At 47.5% G+C, this 18943-nt stretch carries 15 protein-coding genes and 1 tRNA gene; 4 read left to right on the plus strand and 12 right to left on the minus strand.

Features of this window, described 5'->3' with window-relative positions:
• The first annotated feature begins 84 nt into the window (after positions 1–84).
• Positions 85–1098, plus strand: a complete 1014-nt coding sequence (gene nadA, locus DRJ53_RS05485; RefSeq protein WP_114234598.1) for a quinolinate synthase NadA — start codon at positions 85–87, stop codon at positions 1096–1098.
• 288 nt (positions 1099–1386) lie between these two features.
• On the opposite strand, the gene DRJ53_RS05490 is transcribed toward nadA, so the two are convergent.
• Both DRJ53_RS05490 and DRJ53_RS05495 read right to left on the minus strand, forming a co-directional pair.
• Entirely contained in the window at positions 1387–1683 is a 297-nt protein-coding gene (locus DRJ53_RS05490; RefSeq protein WP_114234763.1) for a GIY-YIG nuclease family protein, read from the minus strand.
• Between the two features lie 286 nt (positions 1684–1969).
• Entirely contained in the window at positions 1970–2398 is a 429-nt protein-coding gene (locus DRJ53_RS05495; protein WP_114234599.1) for a rhodanese-like domain-containing protein, read from the minus strand.
• A 377-nt stretch (positions 2399–2775) separates the two neighbouring features.
• On the opposite strand from DRJ53_RS05495, the gene DRJ53_RS05500 reads away from it, so the two are divergent.
• Positions 2776–3600 carry a LemA family protein gene (locus tag DRJ53_RS05500; RefSeq protein ID WP_114234600.1) on the plus strand — a complete coding sequence of 275 codons (825 nt, stop codon included), beginning with the start codon at positions 2776–2778 and terminating at the stop codon, positions 3598–3600.
• 96 nt (positions 3601–3696) lie between these two features.
• Here the strand turns inward: DRJ53_RS05500 and DRJ53_RS05505 are convergent, their stop codons facing one another.
• From DRJ53_RS05505 to DRJ53_RS05535, 7 genes are all read right to left on the minus strand, one after another.
• Positions 3697–4677, minus strand: coding sequence for a YpdA family putative bacillithiol disulfide reductase (locus DRJ53_RS05505; RefSeq protein ID WP_114234764.1), 981 nt, complete (start codon positions 4675–4677; stop codon positions 3697–3699).
• Positions 4678–4765: 88 nt separating this feature from the next.
• Positions 4766–6421, minus strand: coding sequence for an ArnT family glycosyltransferase (locus DRJ53_RS05510; RefSeq protein ID WP_114234601.1), 1656 nt, complete (start codon positions 6419–6421; stop codon positions 4766–4768).
• A 593-nt stretch (positions 6422–7014) separates the two neighbouring features.
• Entirely contained in the window at positions 7015–8166 is a 1152-nt protein-coding gene (locus tag DRJ53_RS05515) for a methionine aminotransferase (RefSeq protein ID WP_114234602.1), read from the minus strand.
• A gap of 65 nt (positions 8167–8231) precedes the next feature.
• On the minus strand, positions 8232–8621 hold the full coding sequence (locus tag DRJ53_RS05520; RefSeq protein ID WP_114234603.1) for a RidA family protein: 390 nt from the start codon (positions 8619–8621) through the stop codon (positions 8232–8234).
• Between the two features lie 49 nt (positions 8622–8670).
• The gene (locus DRJ53_RS05525) at positions 8671–9408 is read right to left on the minus strand and encodes a 3'-5' exonuclease (RefSeq protein WP_114234604.1); all 738 of its coding nucleotides are present in this window, start codon (positions 9406–9408) and stop codon (positions 8671–8673) included.
• 323 nt (positions 9409–9731) lie between these two features.
• Complete coding sequence (locus DRJ53_RS05530) at positions 9732–10826, minus strand: mannose-1-phosphate guanylyltransferase (RefSeq protein ID WP_240040712.1); 1095 nt, start codon at positions 10824–10826, stop codon at positions 9732–9734.
• 92 nt (positions 10827–10918) lie between these two features.
• Positions 10919–11884: a KpsF/GutQ family sugar-phosphate isomerase gene (locus DRJ53_RS05535; protein WP_241558462.1), complete on the minus strand. Its 966-nt coding sequence runs from the start codon at positions 11882–11884 to the stop codon at positions 10919–10921.
• 270 nt (positions 11885–12154) lie between these two features.
• On the opposite strand from DRJ53_RS05535, the gene recQ reads away from it, so the two are divergent.
• On the plus strand, positions 12155–14422 hold the full coding sequence (recQ, locus tag DRJ53_RS05540) for a DNA helicase RecQ (RefSeq protein WP_114234605.1): 2268 nt from the start codon (positions 12155–12157) through the stop codon (positions 14420–14422).
• A 149-nt stretch (positions 14423–14571) separates the two neighbouring features.
• A tRNA-Phe gene (locus DRJ53_RS05545) sits at positions 14572–14644 on the plus strand.
• 537 nt (positions 14645–15181) lie between these two features.
• On the opposite strand, the gene DRJ53_RS05550 is transcribed toward DRJ53_RS05545, so the two are convergent.
• The 3 genes from DRJ53_RS05550 to DRJ53_RS05560 all read right to left on the minus strand — a co-directional run bounded on the left by DRJ53_RS05550 (position 15182) and on the right by DRJ53_RS05560 (position 18942).
• Positions 15182–16228: a hypothetical protein gene (locus DRJ53_RS05550; protein WP_123893378.1), complete on the minus strand. Its 1047-nt coding sequence runs from the start codon at positions 16226–16228 to the stop codon at positions 15182–15184.
• Between the two features lie 196 nt (positions 16229–16424).
• Positions 16425–18287 (minus strand): tRNA uridine-5-carboxymethylaminomethyl(34) synthesis enzyme MnmG, encoded by a 1863-nt coding sequence (gene mnmG / locus DRJ53_RS05555; RefSeq protein WP_114234607.1) that lies wholly within the window; start codon positions 18285–18287, stop codon positions 16425–16427.
• Positions 18288–18330: 43 nt separating this feature from the next.
• On the minus strand, positions 18331–18942 hold the full coding sequence (locus DRJ53_RS05560; protein WP_114234608.1) for a hypothetical protein: 612 nt from the start codon (positions 18940–18942) through the stop codon (positions 18331–18333).
• Position 18943 lies beyond the last annotated feature (1 nt).

The following is an 18943-nucleotide window of genomic DNA, read 5'->3' on the forward strand; positions in this document are numbered from 1 at the left end:
GTCGGTTTGGGGTTATCCACTAATGCACACCCCTAATAGTAATAGCTTTTTCTTTTAAATAAATAAACTATTATAAATTATTAGATGGATACGGATATGTTGATAGCGCAAAAAAACGAGGTAGAAGAGAAAGGTTTTCTTGACGTGGACATTGACCCCACCCTTGATCTTTTTGCCGAAATCGAAAAGCTGAAAAAAGAAAAAAACGCGATCATCCTGGCGCACCTGTACCAGGAGGCCGACATCCAGGACATTGCCGATTATATTGGCGACAGCCTGGGGCTGGCTCAAAAAGCGGCGCAAACCAACGCCGATATGATTGTGTTCGCCGGCGTGCACTTTATGGCCGAAACCGCCAAGATCCTGAACCCCACCAAAAAAGTGGTGATACCGGATCTGAAGGCCGGCTGCTCGCTCAGCGAAAGTTGCCCGCCGCCTCTGTTTAAGAAGTTCAGGGAGCAGCACCCCGACCATGTGGTGATCTCTTACATCAACTGCAGCGCCGGCATCAAGGCACTAACCGATGTTATTTGTACGTCGAGCAACGCCAAGGCCATTGTGGAAAGCTTTCCGAAAGACCAGAAGATCATTTTTGCGCCGGATAAAAACCTGGGCGCCTGGATCAACAAGGAAACTGGCCGCAATATGCTGCTGTGGAACGGTGCCTGTATGGTGCATGAGATCTTTAGTTTGGAGAAAATCACCAGGCTGCAGGTGCGGCATCCGGAGGCAAAACTCATTTCGCACCCCGAGTGTGAGGAGCCGATCCTGCGTATAAGCGATTTTATAGGGTCTACAACGCAGTTACTGGCTTACGTGAAGCAATCACCCCACAAAGAGTTTATCGTGGCAACAGAGGCAGGTATATTGCACCAGATGGCCAAGCAGGCTCCTGACAAGGTGCTGATTCCGGCTCCGCCCGATAATTCCTGCGCCTGCAACGACTGCCCGCACATGAAGCGTAACACATTGGAAAAAGTATACCTGTGTATGAAATACGAACAACCCGAGATCCTGATGGACGAGGAACTGCGCTTGGAGGCAAAGAAAAGCCTGGATAGGATGCTGGAGATCAGTGAACGGGCAGGGTTGATTTAGTTGGCAGTTGATAGTTGGTAGTTGACAGTATTGAGGCCTGCGTTTGCGGGCCTTTTTTTGTTTGGAGGCTGCCCGTCATTGCGAGGCGCAGGAGTGGCTTGTTGAAATGTAGCGGCTATGGCGCCGAAGCAATCTCCTGCTACTTCGGAGTTTATTACAATAAGCTTTCAATTGTAGTGTTAATAATTCGAAAGGAGATTGCTTCGGCGCGTTGACTTGATGATATTTCAATGTTTCCGCTGCGCCTCGCAATGACGACTGAACACCTGTGCTACTCATTTGGAGCATTTAAGAAATTTCTGTTTGCCACAAGTCTTTCCATTCCGGGTTTTGCTGGGAGATTAAGTGCACTTTATCCATCCGGCTGCTGCCTTTGATTCTTTTTTCTTCATGTATGGCATCCATCATAGTGGCGTATGCGCAGTAATACACCAGTTTGCTACAATTGTATTTGGCAGTAAAAGAATGAGGATAAATATGATTCATGTGTTGTTGCATGCGCTGATACAGGTTGCTGGTAACGCCAGTGTACAAGGTGGTGTGATGTGCATTAGTGAGGATATACACCCAGCCTTGCTTGTTCATGGGCTTTAGTTTTGGTGTATAAAAATTAGCAACAGTATTTTTTATTTGCAAGCCTTGCACCACAGTGCTGCCGTCATTGCGAGGCGATGGACGCATTTATCATTTAAACTCATGTTTGCGCCGAAGCAATCTCAATTCATCTTTGGGTCCTATTGCAAATCATTTTTGATTCTATAGTTAGCAGGAGATTGCTTCGGCGCAATGAAGGCAACTAGCTGCAGGCGTACGCAGCGCCTCGCAATGACGAACAGCCGCCAAATAAAAAACCCGCAAGTGCGGGCTCTTGTTATTTCACGGTTGGATATCCTTTATCGATCCAGTCCGTTTTTAAATTCTTAGGAATGTTGAGGAGGTAATAGTTGGTAAAGCCACCATCTTTCAAAGCTTGTATGGCGGGCCGCACATTGGGGCATTGTGCAAACGGACAACATCCGCAATACACCACAATTTTCTCTTCCTTCTTTTTGCCGGAAAGCAGTTTGCCAAATGCTGCAATGTTTTCTTCATCGCTGCCGGGGCCGATATCCACAGAGTTGGGTATCAGTGCACCGGGACCAACCGAAACAATCAGCGGAAGCTTGCTGTTTTCTTTTAAAACGGTGGCCAGTGCCGCTGGTTCCATCAATTGTTTTTCGGTCCAATTAATGGGCTTTTGTGCCTGTGTGGACAGTGCAGCAAAAACGGTTGCTATAAAAAGAACAGAATTTTTTTTCATAGTACATCAAAGGTAACTGGTTTAAAACAGCATTCTCTGCTGTCTGTTCAATATTCACAAAGGATTGTTGGTTGCTATGGTCCTTGATTTTTCGTGATGCTGCTGCCGGCAAACATGTGGAGATATTTGTATTTCTTGCAATATTGGTTATTTTGTGGATAACCCGTTTTCCTATGTTTATCAATCCACCTCGGAGAACTGCATAGACGCCAATTTTTTCTACACCTTTTATACGAATACAGTGCTCATGCTTTTGCGATAAGCCATTTTAATAAAACGGTTTTAGACGAGCAGTGCTATTGTATCAGCGTTAGCAAGAAGGGACTTGTTTATGCACCAGCCGATGTATTGTATCAAAATAATTTAAATAGTAGAATATGGGAACCTTTCTCGTTGTCCTGATTATTTTAATTTTGGTAGTCGTTGCATCTTCTTACAATTCGCTGCAAAGGCTTTCGCAAAATGTAAAGGAAAAAGCCTCTAACGTCCAAGTTGCGATTTCCAAAAAACTAACGCTGATCAACCAACTGATTGATATTGTTAAGAACTACCAGGAGGGCGAACAGTTTGTGCATCTGAAAATTGCACAAGACACCAATACCGCAAACCTGATGACTTCCTATCAGCAGTCGGGTACGGTGCTTTCGACCATTCAGGGGGTTGCTGAGCGGTTTCCGAATTTAAAGTCTAGCGACCAGTACCACCGTCTTATGGACAACATTACTAACTGCGAAGTAAATATTCAGGATAACCGAGAAAAGTATAATCAAACTGTTAAGGAGTATAACTCTAAGCGGTCGGGCATACCCACCGTTTTCGTTGCCCAGTTTATTGGTTTTTCCGAAGCGCCTTACCTGCAGTTTGATATGACTGGCAACGATTCAACCTCATTAAAAGAATTTAGAACAGATGACGGTGAACGGCTGCGCCATATGTTGAAAAGTGCGGGAAGTAATATTACAGGCGTTACAAAAAACCTTACTTCACATGCGGTCAACGCAACAAAACTGATTTCCGATAGGATCGCTGCAAAGCCATCTGATTCGTTCTTTTATTTATCGGATAATGGCATTCCTAAAGGACCGAAATCATTGGCACAAATTAAAAGCATGATAGATGAAGGCCAGCTGCCTTCCGAAACAAAAATTGCTTTGGCCGGTTCCGACGAATGGCATGATATACATGCTTACGAAACGGTTTGATAGCGGCTTGCCGCAATAAAAGGATGAAGGCTGTTTACACAAAAAAGCCTGCTTGTAATTTGGTGCAAGCAGGCTTTTTTTATATATAAAATAGGGTTAGTTGTCCGCTGTTTCTTTTGCCAGAATTGCAGCTACAATTTTAGACGCATGCTCCCTCGAGTTTTCTATAAACCAGCTATGCGTATCCATGCCGCCGCACACCACTCCGGCAAGATAAAGACCCGAAACATTTGTTTCCATCGTATCCCCATTGTAAGCCGGTGCTAATTTTTCGTCATCAGAAAGCTGCACACCAAAGGATCGCAACAACTTGAAATTAGGTTGATAACCCGTCATGGCCATTACATAATCGTTCGGTATGGTTACTATCCCATCCGCTGTTTGTATATCCACTTCATCTGCACGAATGGCTGCAAGCTTCGAATTAAAATATGCCTTGATGCTGCCCTCTTTAATGCGGTTTTCAATGTCGGGTTTTACCCAATATTTTACCCGCCTGCCTATTTCACTTTCACGCACCACCATTGTTACCTGTGCACCTTTACGCCATGTTTCCAAAGCCACATCCACACTCGAATTGTTGGCACCTACCACCAGCACGTTTTGAAACGCATAAAAATGCGGATCGTAGTAATAGTGGCGCACTTTAGGCAGGTCTTCGCCGGGTATGTTCAATAAATTGGGGATATCGTAAAAGCCGGTGGCCACAATAATATTTTTCGCTTCGTATGTTGTTTTGCCAGTTGTAACAATAAAACCATTTGCGCCCTTTTGCACACCGGTTACGGGTTCAAACAAGCGGATGTTGAGATCGTAGTTAATGGTTACGCGGCGGTAGTATTCCAATGCCTCCGAGCGGGTCGGTTTTGGTTGTATAGAAACAAATGGAACACCACCAATTTCCAACCGTTCGGAAGTGGAAAAAAAGGTCATGTTCAATGGGTAATTATACAGCGAGTTTACAAGGCAACCTTTTTCCACAATCACATAACTAAGGCCTTCCTTTTTTGCCGCAATGCCGCAAGCCAGGCCAATTGGCCCACCACCAATGATCAGTATATCCAATGCGTTGTTCATGTTACTGCTTTTGTGAATGTTCAAGGTTTAAAGTTTAAGGTTAGTGTAATGGTGAATCCAACTTTAAACATTAGACTTTAAACCTACATCAATCCTGTTTTGTTCCTACTATTTCTACAAGTGCCAGTTCTGTCAAGGCTTTGCGGCGTGTGGCCGGATTGATGAATGTGCCGGTCAGTTGTGTTACGCTGTAATCTCTGTGCCGCATGATGTTGCCCAGGCGGTATTTGCTGCGCAGTGCTGCAATGCCGGTACTGTCGGCCAGCACCCATGCAGGTTTGCCGCTTTCCACCCATCCTTGGGGCAATGGTTTGGCCAATGTTTGTGTATAAAAATCAAAAGAAAATGCACGGATGCCGGGTTGTTGAAACAGGTTTTCCCGATAAACACCGGTTGCTTTTTTTGCCAACTCGTTGCCGCCCTGGTAGGTTAACAACTGCGGGTAAAAATTGCCATTGAGCAGGCTCCAAACCAGCACCGATGTAACCGCCGAACCGGTGATGATGCGCTGCCAGCGGCCGGGTTCATTTTTCAAAATCCAGTAACTCAAACTTACCAGCAATAAAAACCCTGCGATTACCCAAATGTTGTACACCGGGAATGCCCAGATGTTGATCAAACCCACTGCCAGCAATAAGATCACGCAGATCACTGATTGCAAAATGGCGTAGGGTTTGGGCCTGCGGTCTTCCCGCTTCCATTGTTGTATAAAGCCCGCCAGCAATACCGCAGCGGCAGGAAAAGTGATGTTGAGATAATGCGGCAGTTTGAACCCGGAAAACGTTAGGATCAATGAAATGGGAACAATGGTGCCCAGTGTAAACCACTCCCATCGGCGGGCGGTAATAGAGCGGAAGCGGTGCGCCATGGCCACAAATGCCCAAACGCTCCACGGTGCAAAAGCCCACAGAAAAGAGTGGATAAAAAAGAAGTAATCATTCTTTGCATCGGAGCCGAAAGAGTCGCCCTGGAAGCGTTCGGTGTTTTGCTGCCACAGGATAAATTTTACACCCGAAATGTTGTTGCGGCCCCGTACAACAGTTTCCGGGTGCATGTCGTATTGCAGGTAATAAGCATATACAACAGGCGAAATAAATAAGGCAAATGCAGCAAGGATCAGCAACAGTTGCGGATGATAAAAGCTGCGCCAATTTTTGGTGTTGAGGATGTAAAAAAATGCGCCTGCTGCAGGTGTTACTACAGCAATATGGCCTTTGGTGCAAAAGCCCAAAGCCAGTCCCAGTGCGGCACCTATGGCAAACTTCGCTTTTTTGTGTTTGATCCACTCCACCAATTGCCACGATGATAGCGCCACACATGCAGTAAGGATTGCATCCATGCGCACATCCATATTGGCCAGCATATAGGCCAGCGCTGATGCTACAATCAATGCAGCGAGTTTGCCCGCTTCGTTGTTATACAAAGCTTTGCCTAACCGGTAAGTGGCATAGGTGCCCATGATGGTGAATAAAAACGAAGGCAACTTGTAAGCAAACGTTGTGACGCCAAATATTTTATAGCTCAGGGCTGCCAGCCAAAAGTGCAGGTGCGGCTTATCGAGGTAGGGCACGCCGGCGTCAATGAGGCTTACATAATCGCCGGTGAGGTGCATGTGCAGCGCAATAACGGCGTGGTGCGCCGAGTCGTTGTCCATAAGCGGCACAAACAAGCCAATGATATATACAATGCCCAGCAGGGGAAACAAAACACGGTAACTGGTCTGCGACAGGAGCGGAGTGGTCAATGCACAATGATTTGTGCAAAGGTAGGAACCAGTGATTTGTATGATTTAGAATGATTAAGAGCAGTGGAATGTCAAACAGATGAACAAGGAACAGATGAATGTAGAAGGCCGGGTGAGAAGGTTGAATTATGAATTGTGAGTTATGAATTGGGCATGCATCCCAATAATTAATAGTTGGGCATAGCCCAAACCTTTTGGTAACACAGGACAAACGCAAATCAATTTTATGCTGTTGATCGTAGAACAACCCTATGGATTGAAATGGATGCCCCAAAATTGTAACCAGGTTCTCAGGGTTGGGCTATGCCCAACAGGATGCTTAAAACTGGTTATTTGCTACCAACGGGTATCGGCTACGCCCAAAATTTATAGAGCTTATTGACCCTGCTTTTATTCAAATCGACAATCGCTTTGCCTTCCGGTTACATTCCCTTCTCCTCATCAAATCAATAATCAATCATCCAATAATAAATAATCATTCAAATATTGATCATTGGCTGTTTCCTTCTGCGGTTCAATATTCCTTGTTCCTTGTTCGATATTCTCCCACCCACTTCTTCTGTTCGAAATTCCTTGTTCGTCTGTTCGTTATTCTACAACCCCACCAATCGTTCCACTGCTTGTTCCAACGTGCTGTCTTTTTTTACAAAACAAAAACGAACGACATTGTTGTTCACATCATCCTGGTAAAAAGCGGAAAGCGGAATCACAGCCACACCGTGTTCCCGCACCAGGCGCTGTGCAAACTGTGCTTCGCCTTCGTCGGAGATATTTTTGTACGAATAACATTGAAAAAAACTGCCCTTGCTCGACATGGGCTCGAAGCGGGTTTGCTGCATCAGACCTTGTAAAAAATCGCGTTTCTGTTGCATGAACGAGCCCAGTTGCAGGTATGCATCTCGGTCTTTTAAATACTCGGCCAGGGCCACCTGTTTGGGCATATCACAGCTAAAGCAGTTGAACTGGTGTACTTTTCTAAATGCTTTCATCAGGGCAGGCGGTGCAATGCTGTAACCAATCTTCCAGCCCGTGCAGTGGTAATTTTTACCAAACGAAAAAGAAACAAAACTGCGCTTCCGCAAGGCCGGATACCGTAGAATGCTTTCGTGTTGTAAGCCGTCCATCACCGTGTGTTCATACACTTCGTCGGAAATAATAATGATGTCGGTATCCTGCACCAGGCTTTGCAACTGCTGCATATCGTTTGCCGAAAGAATAGAACCCGTGGGGTTGTGCGGCGAGTTGATGATGATGGCCCTGGTGCGCTGGTTGATGTTTTCTTTTACCCGTTGCCAGGGCACACTATAGGTTGGAAACACCAGCGGAATCCGCACTGCTGTTGCACCCAGCATTTCAATAGTAGGAATATAGCAGTCGTACGCCGGTTCAAATACAATCACTTCATCGCCGGGATGCAGCACTGTGGCCATGGCGGTAAACAGGCCATAAGTGCCGCCAGCAGTAACGGTGATCTCGGTATCAGGGTTTACTTCCTGGTTGTATAGAAAAGATATTTTCTCGGCAATGGCTTCACGCAGCAGCATGTAGCCGTTCATGTGTGCATACTGGTTGTGGCCGTTGCGCATGGCCTGGCTTACCAGCGAGATAAGCTTTTCGCTCATGTCAAAATCCGGAAAGCCCTGGCCCAGGTTAATGGCTTTGAGCTCGGCGGCCAGCACACTCATGACGGTAAAAATGGTGGTGCCCACATTGGGCAGTTTGTCGGTAATCTGCAATTGGTGCATGTGGTGAATAGCTGATAAAGAAATAGCCCGCTGTAAAACGGGCTATGAAAATTAGGCTAATAAATTTATTCGGCGATGATTGCGGTGGCTTCTATTTCTACCAGGTATCCGGGTCCGATCAATGCACTTACCTCCACCATGGTGTTGCAGGGTTTTATTTCCTTAAAAAATTCGCTGTGTGCACGGCCATATTCCTGCCAGCGGCTGATGTCGGTTACAAACATCCGTACCCGCACCACATCCTTCATGTCGGCGCCAGCACGCTGCAACACTTCGGCTATTTTCTGGTAAATAAATTTTGTTTGTGCATACGCATCATCATGCCCCACCACGGCACCATCAGGCCCCGAGGCCACAGTGCCGGTAACTTCTACAATGTTGCCCACTTTTACGGCGCGGCTATAGCCTACAATGTCTTCCCACTTGGAACCCGATGCGTAATTGGTGCGCTGCATGTTTTTGTTTTAAATGAAAAATGCCACCTCTTTTGGAGATGGCATCCCTTTATGAAATAATGTCCATTTGCTGCACGTACTTGATCGTTACGTTTTCGGGTTTGATCAGGGGCTGGCAGTGCATGCGTAGCAGTATCTGTGTGAGTGTTACCACGTCTTTCTGGCAATAAGTGGCAATGCGCTCCAGGTTTTTTTCTTTGTAATAAACCGAGTACACCTGGCTGCCATCGATGTCGTCTTTTGGCGATGGAATGCCCAATGCCTGCGCCAGCAATTTCAGTGATGTATAACTTTTATAATCGCCAAATTTCCACATCTCCAAAGTATCGAGGTGGCGCACTTCCCAGGGTTTGCGGCCTGCAATTTTGAGGGCTTCTGGTATTTCAATGCCGTTGATGATCATGCGGCGGCACAAGTAAGGGTAATCAAATTCTTTCCCGTTGTGGGCACACAAAAACTTTTCGGAACTGCCCGACCATTTTTGCAGCATGGCCGCAAATTGGGTGAGCAACTTGTGTTCATCGTCATCAAAAAAAGATTTGATGATTAGTTTTTTGTCTTCGCCCTGGCCTTGTATGCAACCGCACGAAATGCAGATGATTTTGCCAAACTCCGCGTATATGCCGGCACGGTCGTATATGCTTTCCGGTGTGTCCTGCTCTGGGTTGCGGATCAGGCTGCGGGCTTTATGGTCCCACAGTTCGCGCCACGATTCGGACAGTTGTTCATAGTTCTCCGACTGCGCCACGGTTTCTATATCGAGGAAAAGTATGTTGTTGAAATTCATGACTGGTAATTATTCCAAAGTTCACTTACAGTTGCCACAATTCAAATTACTGGTTGGCGATGTGGAAAACAAATTTGGTTTTTGGGAGGTTGATTAACAGCGGCGTGCTTGTCATCCTGAGCGCAGCGAAGGATCTAAGCTTACATTCAGTTTGATCTTGAAAATTGTAGGTAGCCTGCCCGTATGCATTTTGTTTTTAGTGCAACACTCAGATCCTTCGCTGCGCTCAGGATGACAAAGAGGAAGTGTACAACTAAAAAAGAAAAAGCACCAGAAGCTGGTGCCTTTCTTTTAACATTCAAGCGCATTTGTGGATAGCTTTTTTACAAAAACTTGTCACCGATGTTGCGTTTTACTTCGGCAGTATATTCTTTTATTTCCTGCTCTTTTTCTTTCTGGCAAATAAGCAGCACGTCCTTGGTGTCCACCACAATAAAATCATCGAGGCCCTGCAACACCACCAGCTTTTCGTTGGAAGTATGCACCACGCAACGCGTAGCATCTACCACCATTACTTTTTTGCCGGCAACGGCATTGCCCAGGTAATCTTTTTCCATGTTTTCCCATGCGCTGTTCCAGGTGCCCAGGTCGCTCCAGCCAAATGAGGCCGGAATTACAAACACGTTATCTGCTTTTTCCATGATGCCGAAGTCGATGGAAATAGATGTGCACTGCGGGTAAATGTTTTCGAGTACGGCTGCTTCTTCGCTGGTGTTGAACTTGTCTTCATCGGCGGCAAACACTTCGTACATCTCGGGCAGGTGGCGCTGAAATGCAGCCAGGATGGTGCTCAGTTTCCAAACAAAAATGCCGGCGTTCCATAAAAAGTCGCCCGATTGTATAAAGGTTTCGGCCAGTTCGCGGTTGGGCTTTTCGGTAAATGTTTTTACGCGGTACACATCGGTGGCCACAGCAGCATCTTCGTGCTGGATATAGCCATAACCAGTGTTGGGATACGTGGGTTTAATGCCCAGTGTTACCAGTGCATTTTTCTCTTCCACAAACTCCAGTGCACCGGCGCACACCTGCATAAATTTTTCTTCATCCAAAATCAGATGATCGGCGGGAGCTACAATCAATTTTGCATTAGCATCCAACTGCTGCAGCCGGAAAGAAATGTAGGCAATACAAGGTGCCGTGTTTTTGCGATACGGCTCCGCAATGATGTTGCTTTCGGGCAGGTGGGGCAGTTGTTCGCGGGTGATGTCCACATAGTCGCGGGCTGTTACCACAAAAATATTTTCGATGGGTACAAACTTCGTAAACCGCTCCAGTGTTTGCTGGATCAGCGTTTTGCCTGTGCCCAAAATGTCAAGGAATTGTTTGGGATGATTTACCCGGCTGATGGGCCAAAAGCGGCTGCCAATGCCCCCGGCCATGATGGCCACGTATGTGTGTTTAGTGTCGTTGTTTACCACGTCGGATTGTTTTTAAGCCGGTCTTTTTTAGCAATGCAATAAAAGGCGCAGCTGGTTTTGGTTGTTTGTATAAAAATGCGTTGTTTATTTATTTAAATCAAGCCTTCTTTCACCAGGTCGTGCAGTTGAATCATGCCCAGGTAACGGCCGTCTTCTGTAACCGGCAAATGCGTGATCTCGTACTGGCGTAAAATGCCCAATGCGTTTACGGCCATTTCTCTTGGACCGATGTTCTTTGGGTTACGGGTCATGATGTCGGTGGCTCGGATTTTATCGAGGCCATCACGTTCCAGCATGCGACGCAGGTCGCCATCGGTAATGATGCCTACCAGTTCGCCGTCCCCTTTGGTTACTGCGGTTACACCCATGCGTTTGCGAGTCATTTCCACAATTACTTCTTTCAGAGTAGCGTCTTCCCGCACCTGCGGCTTTTCGTTGTCGCGGCACAGGTCGGCTACCCGCAGGTATAGTTTTTTGCCCAAAGTGCCGCCCGGGTGCAGCTTTGCAAAGTCATCTACTTTAAAACCTTTTTGCTGCATCAGGCACACTGCAATGGCATCGCCCATTACCAGTTGTGCAGTGGTGCTGGTGGTTGGCGCCAGGTTGTTGGGACAAGCCTCGGCATCTACCGTTGTGTTGAACACATGATCGGCATTTCGGGCCAGGTATGATGTGGTATTGCCCACCATTGCCATCAGTTTGTTGCCAAAATTTTTAATGAGGGGTACCAGCACTTTTATCTCCGGGCTTTCGCCGCTTTTGGAAATAATGATCACCGCGTCGCTTTGCTGCACCATGCCCAGGTCGCCATGGATGGCATCGGCGGCATGTAAAAAAATGGCTGGCGTACCGGTGGAGTTGAGTGTAGCCACGATCTTTTGCGCAATGATGGCGCTTTTACCAATGCCGCTGATCACGATGCGGCCTTGGCAGGCAGCCAGTGTGGCAATGGCCTGTTCAAAATCCTCGTTTACAAACTGCGCCAGCCTACTAATTGCTTCAGCTTCCATCGTAATGGTGCGCAGTGCTTCTTGCTGTATGGAGCTAATCTTTTCCAAGGCCGCAAAAATAGCGCATTTCCACTGCAGGCCCTTCACCGGTTAAAAACCCGGTTTTAACCTTTTTAACAATTGCATTGCCCGCCTACTTCGTTAAATTCGCATACTTTTCGAAACGCCCTACGGGCCGCCATTCTCTACCCTCCGGAAATAAAACATTTTGCGAGTTGTAGCAAGCTTTTGTAAGTGGCAATACCCTGCGGGCTAATATCAATTTGCACCAACACCAATATATGGTTGCTTTTTTTAAAGCAATAAACAAGAATCAAAATGGCCACTACGCGAAAAAGAGTTTCTACCCGAAAAACCAACACCCCGGCTGTTGCAGTTGCTTCCCCAACACTTGACCTGGAAGCTGCATTACAGGAACATTTCGGTTTCAAAAAATTTAAAGGACAACAGGAAGAAATCATCCGCTCCCTGCTTTCGGGCCGCGATACATTTGTGATCATGCCCACCGGTGGCGGTAAAAGCCTTTGCTACCAATTGCCCGCCATTGTAAGCGAAGGCGTGGCCATTATCATCAGCCCGCTGATTGCACTGATGAAAAACCAGGTAGACCTGGTGCGTGGTTACAGTGAAAAGGACGATGTGGCGCATTTCCTGAACTCCACACTCACCAAAAAAGAAATTAAAGTGGTGCAGGACGATCTGCAGGCCGGCCGCACCAAAATGTTATACGTTGCCCCGGAAACACTCACCAAGCAGGATAACCTCGATTTCTTCAAAGCACTGAAGATCTCGTTTTTTGCGGTGGATGAGGCCCACTGTATTTCGGAGTGGGGCCACGATTTCCGCCCTGAGTATCGCCGCCTGCGCGATATGATGGATGTGATTGCGCCTGAGTCGCCAGTGATTGCGCTAACAGCTACCGCCACGCCCAAGGTGCAGAGCGATATTGTAAAGAATCTGGGATTGCGCGACCACAACACCTTTATTTCTTCGTTTAACCGCACCAATCTTTATTACGAAATTCTGCCCAAGGTTAAAAAAGACGATACGCTGAAAAGCATCGCCAAATTTATTGTGCAGAACAAGGGCAAGAGCGGCATCATTTATACCCTCAACCGTAAAACCACCGAAGAACTGGCCGATATGCTGATGGCCAATGGTGTAAAAGCGGTGGCTTACCATGCCGGCCTCGATGCCAAGCTGCGTGCCGAGCGGCAAGACCAGTTCCTGAACGAAGACGTGCAGGTTATTGTGGCTACCATTGCTTTTGGCATGGGCATCGACAAGCCCGATATCCGCTTTGTGATCCACTTCAATATTCCAAAGTCGATTGAAAATTATTACCAGGAAACAGGCCGCGCCGGCCGTGATGGACTGGAAGGAAAATGTATCCTTTATTATTCGCACAAAGATGTGTCGAAGCTGGAGCACCTGATGCGCGACAAGCCGCTGAGCGAACGTGAAGTGGGCGCCCAATTGATCAACGAAACAGTGGCTTATGCCGAAAGTGGCGTGTGCCGCCGCAAAGTCCTCATGAGCTATTTTGGCGAGGAGTACACTACCGAGAACTGCGGCCTGTGCGATAACTGCAAGCATCCGAAAGAACGGGTTGAAGCCAAGGAAAACATAGTACTGATGCTGCAAACCATTATGGCGCTGGATGAGCGTTTTGCTACCGACTACGTGGTGCAGATCACCAGCGGCATTCTTACACCCAAGATCAAAATGTTCCGCCACGAAGGACTGGATGTTTTTGGCAAAGGAAAGGAGCAACCGCAGCATTTTTGGAATTCACTCATCCGCCAGATGTTGCTCGAAGATTTGTTGCACAAAGACATTGAAGAATACGGCGTGCTGAAGATCACCGACAAAGGCCACCAGTTTTTGAAAAAGCCCAAGTCGTTTTCTATTGTGCTCAGCAACCTGTTTGAAGAAGCCAATGCCGACGACGATGAAGCTGCAGCAGCGGCCGATGCTGCGGGTGCTGCCGTTACCGATGAAAAGCTTTTTGAGATGCTGAAAGAACTGCGTCAGAAAGAAGCCAAGCGTAAGGGTTTGCCGCCGTTCGTTATTTTCCTCGAAACCTCGTTGCAGGATATGGCCACGCTGTTTCCCACCACCATTCCGGAGTTGGAAAAATGCAGTGGCGTAAGCAAAGGAAAAGCTGCCCGATACGGCAAGCCGTTTATTGAAATGGTGGCCAGCTATGTGGAAGAAAACAACATCACCAAGCCGGATGATTTTGTGATGAAAAGCGTGGTGAACAAAAGCGGCAACAAGGTGCACATCATCATGCAGGTGGACAAGAAAATTCCGCTGCCGGATATTGCCAAGGCAAAAGACCTGCGCATGGATGCACTGCTGGAAGAAATGGAAACCATTGCGGCCAGCGGCACCAAGCTGAACCTGGATTACGCCATCAACGATATGCTGGATGAGTACGAGCAGGAAGAGATCATGGAGTATTTTAAAAGCTGCGAGGTATCGTCGCTGCAATTGGCGCAGGAAGAGCTGGCCGACAGCAACTACAACTGGGAACAGTTAAAGATCATGCGGATCAAGTTTTTAAGCGTATACGGCAACTAGGTTTTTCCAAACCGGCTGTTTTTGTATAAGCAATTGGCGCACAAAGGGAAAGCAAATAATATTGAAAAACTCTTTTCCATTTTTGCGCTTTATATCACCGAGTTCCTTATTTTTGCTGCCCGTTCAGCGGTAAAACGCGGAGCAAGGATGGTGCGGTAGCTCAGTCGGTAGAGCAAAGGACTGAAAATCCTTGTGTCGCCGGTTCGATCCCGGCCCACACCACAGAATGAAGCCTGGTACTTTTGTATCGGGCTTTTTTTTGATCCTGCAATTCATTTAAGCAAAGTACTTATTAGGGTTTTTCACGCCGAACTTGTTTCGGCATCTCCAACTATTATTTACTTCTTATTGAAAAAAAGTCGGGGCGTATTCAGCACTTATAGCACTTGCGAATAATGCAGGCGATGCCGAAACAAGTTCGGCATGACAAGTTTTCAACGCCAGACATCTATTGCAAAGACATGCTGTTTTAATAGTTACATCCATCTGGATAACCACATAAAAAAACTCCCCTGCTTTACAGCAAGGGAGCAATTTCTTCAGGCGTTTAGGTAATGGTTCATTTCATGGATTGGACGCCTGGGGTCTTTCAACAAAGGATTGGATCTGGACGGCTTTCTTAGGATAATCGGTTTGGTTTTTCTATAACTGTATTGGATAATTGAATGTAGCGCCATTTTCAATGCTGCAACGCTGGTCCGTTTTCTTTCTTGCAGCAATACCGGAACACTTTATTTGTGCATAAGTGTTTTCTCTCAATTATTTTCGGTTGTGGCCAGCCGTTAGTTCCTCTAATGTTTCCGGCTTCAAAATCATTGTAGCAATGTGCACCCGCCTCGATTCGCGGATCACATCATTCGCGTTGTGGCGGGCATCACCATAGTATTTTTCATCATTGCAATTGAAGCAACTGAATACAAAACTAAGTTGCGACAAGTCGAGTTTACCCGCAGTTGAAGTGCTGCACAACATGCCTGAATTTTCAGCGCCCCAACCATAAAAGTTCACCGGTGATTCGTTGTGGGCCACCAGTTGGTCGAGCGTCATGGTTGGATACACGCCCTGCTTCGATATCCAACGATTTTGCGATACTGAGTTGCTGTATTGCAGCGATGATCTGGTGTGCGGGTTGCCGCCCACACGTACCTGCTCCAGTATGCGCAAGTTGTTGCCATCGTTCCAAATAAACACAGCTTCGTACGGGCTTTGCGGAAATATTACCGAGCATGGCTGTTGGCTTTCATCGTCGGCTATAAATGCATCCTTACGAACGTTGCCGGCACCAAACACCTGCACCAATTGCTGGTGCGAATCAAATTGCAACAGGTCTTCGGCAAACTGCAGGTCTTTTGCCTTGGGCAGTGGTTTGTTTTGTATAACGATGTTGTATAACCGCTTTCCTTCTTCCAGGTCTATTTCAGGCGAGGCAGTGATCAGCAACGAACCTTTTTCAAAAAGTTCGGTGTGCACTTTTGCTTTCAATTCGCCGGCTACAAAACCGTCTGCTTTTATGCGCTGCTTCAGCAGGTCATAATCTGTGGCGGTTATTTTTTCCAGGCGCAGCCAACCGCCGCGTCCGTTCCATTGCCGCGAAATAAAAAAGGCGTTGGCCGTGTCGCGGGTGTATTGCATGCGAACAAAATCCTGCTGCCGTTCTTCCGTCTGAAATCCTTTACGCGAAGCGTATTGCTGGAATTTGCTGGCACCGATGCCGGCCATGTTCAGCAGTTCGTTGAGCGATATGGTTTGGGCAGATATAGTTTGAAGCCCAGCTAACAGGGCCACCAGCAGGTAAAATTTTTTCATGTGCACAAGGGTTTGGTTAGCTATTGATGCATGCATTCAGCGCCGTTGCTGGCGGGTATCGCCGACAATGGCCGTTAGGTTATGGGCATAAAAAGGGTGCCAACGAACGCTGGCACCCGCGATATATTGTTGCGATTGAGTCGCGACAAATTTTTAAACGGCAATTAGTGGAAAAACGTTTACCGGTCAGCCATCATCACCGCCCCATGTATACCATCAGTATCTGCACATCACTTGGGTTGATACCCGAAATGCGGCTCGCTTGCCCCAATGTTTGCGGCCTCATCCGGTCCAGTTTTTCCCGGGCTTCAATGCTGAGCGCCTGTATTTTGCGGTAATTAAAGCCTTCCGGTATCAGCAGGTCTTCCATTTGCTTCATGCGGGCAACCAGTTCCCGTTCTTTGTCAATGTACACCTGGTACTTGATCTGGATTTCGGCCTGCTCTTTCGATTCCTTGTCGAAAATGGCCAAGTCGGCAGCCACTTTTGGCTGCGAACTTTCGATTGCTTCGAGGCCAATATTGGGGCGCAGCAATATTTTTTCCAATCGCTGTTTTTCCTGGATGGGTGCGCTGCCCAATGATTCCAGGAATGGATTGGCTTCTGAAGGGTCCAACTGGGTAGCCCCAATTTTTTCCTTGATGGCCGCAACCGCTGCATTTTTCTCAATAACCCGGTCCATGCGCTCCTGCGATGCCAGTCCCATGCGGTAACTCATTTCGGTCAGGCGCAGGTCGGCATTATCCTGGCGCAGCAGGGTGCGGAACTCAGCCCTGGAGGTAAACATGCGGTAAGGCTCCTGTGTTCCTTTGCTGATCAGGTCATCAATCAACACGCCGATGTACGCATCGCTGCGGCGCAGGATAAACGGCGCTTCTCCCCTCCATTTCAGGTGTGCATTAATGCCCGCCATCAAGCCCTGGCAAGCAGCTTCTTCGTATCCGGTAGTGCCATTGATTTGGCCGGCAAAAAACAGGTTATCCAATCCTTTTGTTTCCAACGAATACCGAAGCTGCGTTGGCGGAAAGAAATCGTATTCAATAGCATAGCCTGGCCTGAAAAATCGAACGTTTTCAAAGCCAGGTACCATCCTTAACGCGGCATGTTGCACTTCTTCGGGTAGGGAGGTTGAAAAGCCATTTACATAGATCTCCACTGTGTTCCAGCCTTCTGGCTCAACAAAAATCTGGTGGCGTTCCCGCTCAGCAAAGCGGTTGATCTTATCCTCTATGCTGGGGCAATACCTTGGGCCTGTGCCCTCAATGCGGCCCGCATACATGGGGCTCCGGTCGAAGCCGGTTTTTAGCATGTCGTGCACCTGGTTGTTGGTGTACGTGATCCAGCAACTGCGCTGTTGTTTAGGCTTGGGTGTATTGAGGTAAGAAAAGCCGGTGACTTCTTCGTCGCCTGTTTGCTCTTCCATTTTGGTGTAATCCAATGAGCGTCCGTCTACCCGCGGCGGCGTTCCGGTTTTCAGGCGGTCGCTTTCAAAACCCAAGGATACCAGTTGTTCTGTAATTCCTTCGGCTGCCCGCTCGGCTACGCGGCCTCCGCCAAAGCGTTTTTCACCAATATGAATAACGCCGTTGAGAAACGTACCATTGGTGAGCACCACGGTTTTGGCTTTGATCTCGTGACCCAAACCAGTAATTACGCCGGTTACCTTATTCCCTTCCACCAGCAGGCCTTTCACCATATCCTGGTAAAACTCGAGGTTCGCTGTTTCCTCCAGGTGTTCGCGCCATTTTTGGGCAAACAACATGCGGTCATTTTGGGTCCGTGGGCTCCACATTGCTGGGCCTTTAGACCGGTTCAGCATCCGAAACTGGATCATCGATTCGTCAGAAACAATGCCCGAATAGCCGCCTAATGCATCCACCTCCCGCACAATCTGGCCTTTGGCAATACCGCCCATGGCAGGGTTGCAGCTCATTTGTGCAATGGTCTGCAGGTTCATGGTAATGAGCAATGTTTTGGAACCCAGATTAGCGGCCGCGGCTGCGGCTTCACAACCGGCGTGGCCGGCACCAACTACAATAACATCGTACTGCGGAAACATAGGTGCAAAAGTACCTGCAAAGCAGCGCAACTGCTGTTATTGCTTACGCAAACTTTTTAAAAAAGGTCTTTTCAAAAGCCAAGTCTTGAAAGGATGTGCCGGTGTTGAGCCGCTCGAAGTCGGCTGTATTCCATTGGCGCATCGTTTCAAGTTGCTCTTTGTGGCTGCTGAGGAATTGCGCCGTTTTGGATGCGGCGGCTTGTTGTGCGGCTTCCAATACTTTTATCTTTTCCAGCATTTCTCCGCATTGCGCCAGCCCTGTGAGCTCGAATAGATTGGTGAAATAGGCCTTGGCCGTGAGTGCATCTACTTTTAAAGAGCCTTCCTCATCTTGGACAGTGCCCGGCCGGATGTTGATGAAGTTCCAGCAAAGCTTGAGTTCTTGTTCATCTTCCAGCTTGAAGTAGTGGGTTGGAATAACGTGGTCGAGTTGCCAAACGGCCGAGAAATTCCCCCAATTCATGTGCTCGTCAAACTGAACCTCTATCCACTCGCGGAAAAGTGACGCGTCGAGGCCGAAATATGGGGCGTATTGCGTTGACTTCTGGCCTTCTAAGAGGTAACGGCGCAGTGCGATCTGCCATTTCTTCTTTTGGCGGGTGTTTTGAATTTGGTCATTTACATCTTTCGCGGGTGTCCAACGTTTTCTTGCCATG

Source organism: Paracnuella aquatica (assembly GCF_003332885.2).
Lineage (GTDB): Bacteria > Bacteroidota > Bacteroidia > Chitinophagales > Chitinophagaceae > Flavisolibacter > Flavisolibacter aquaticus.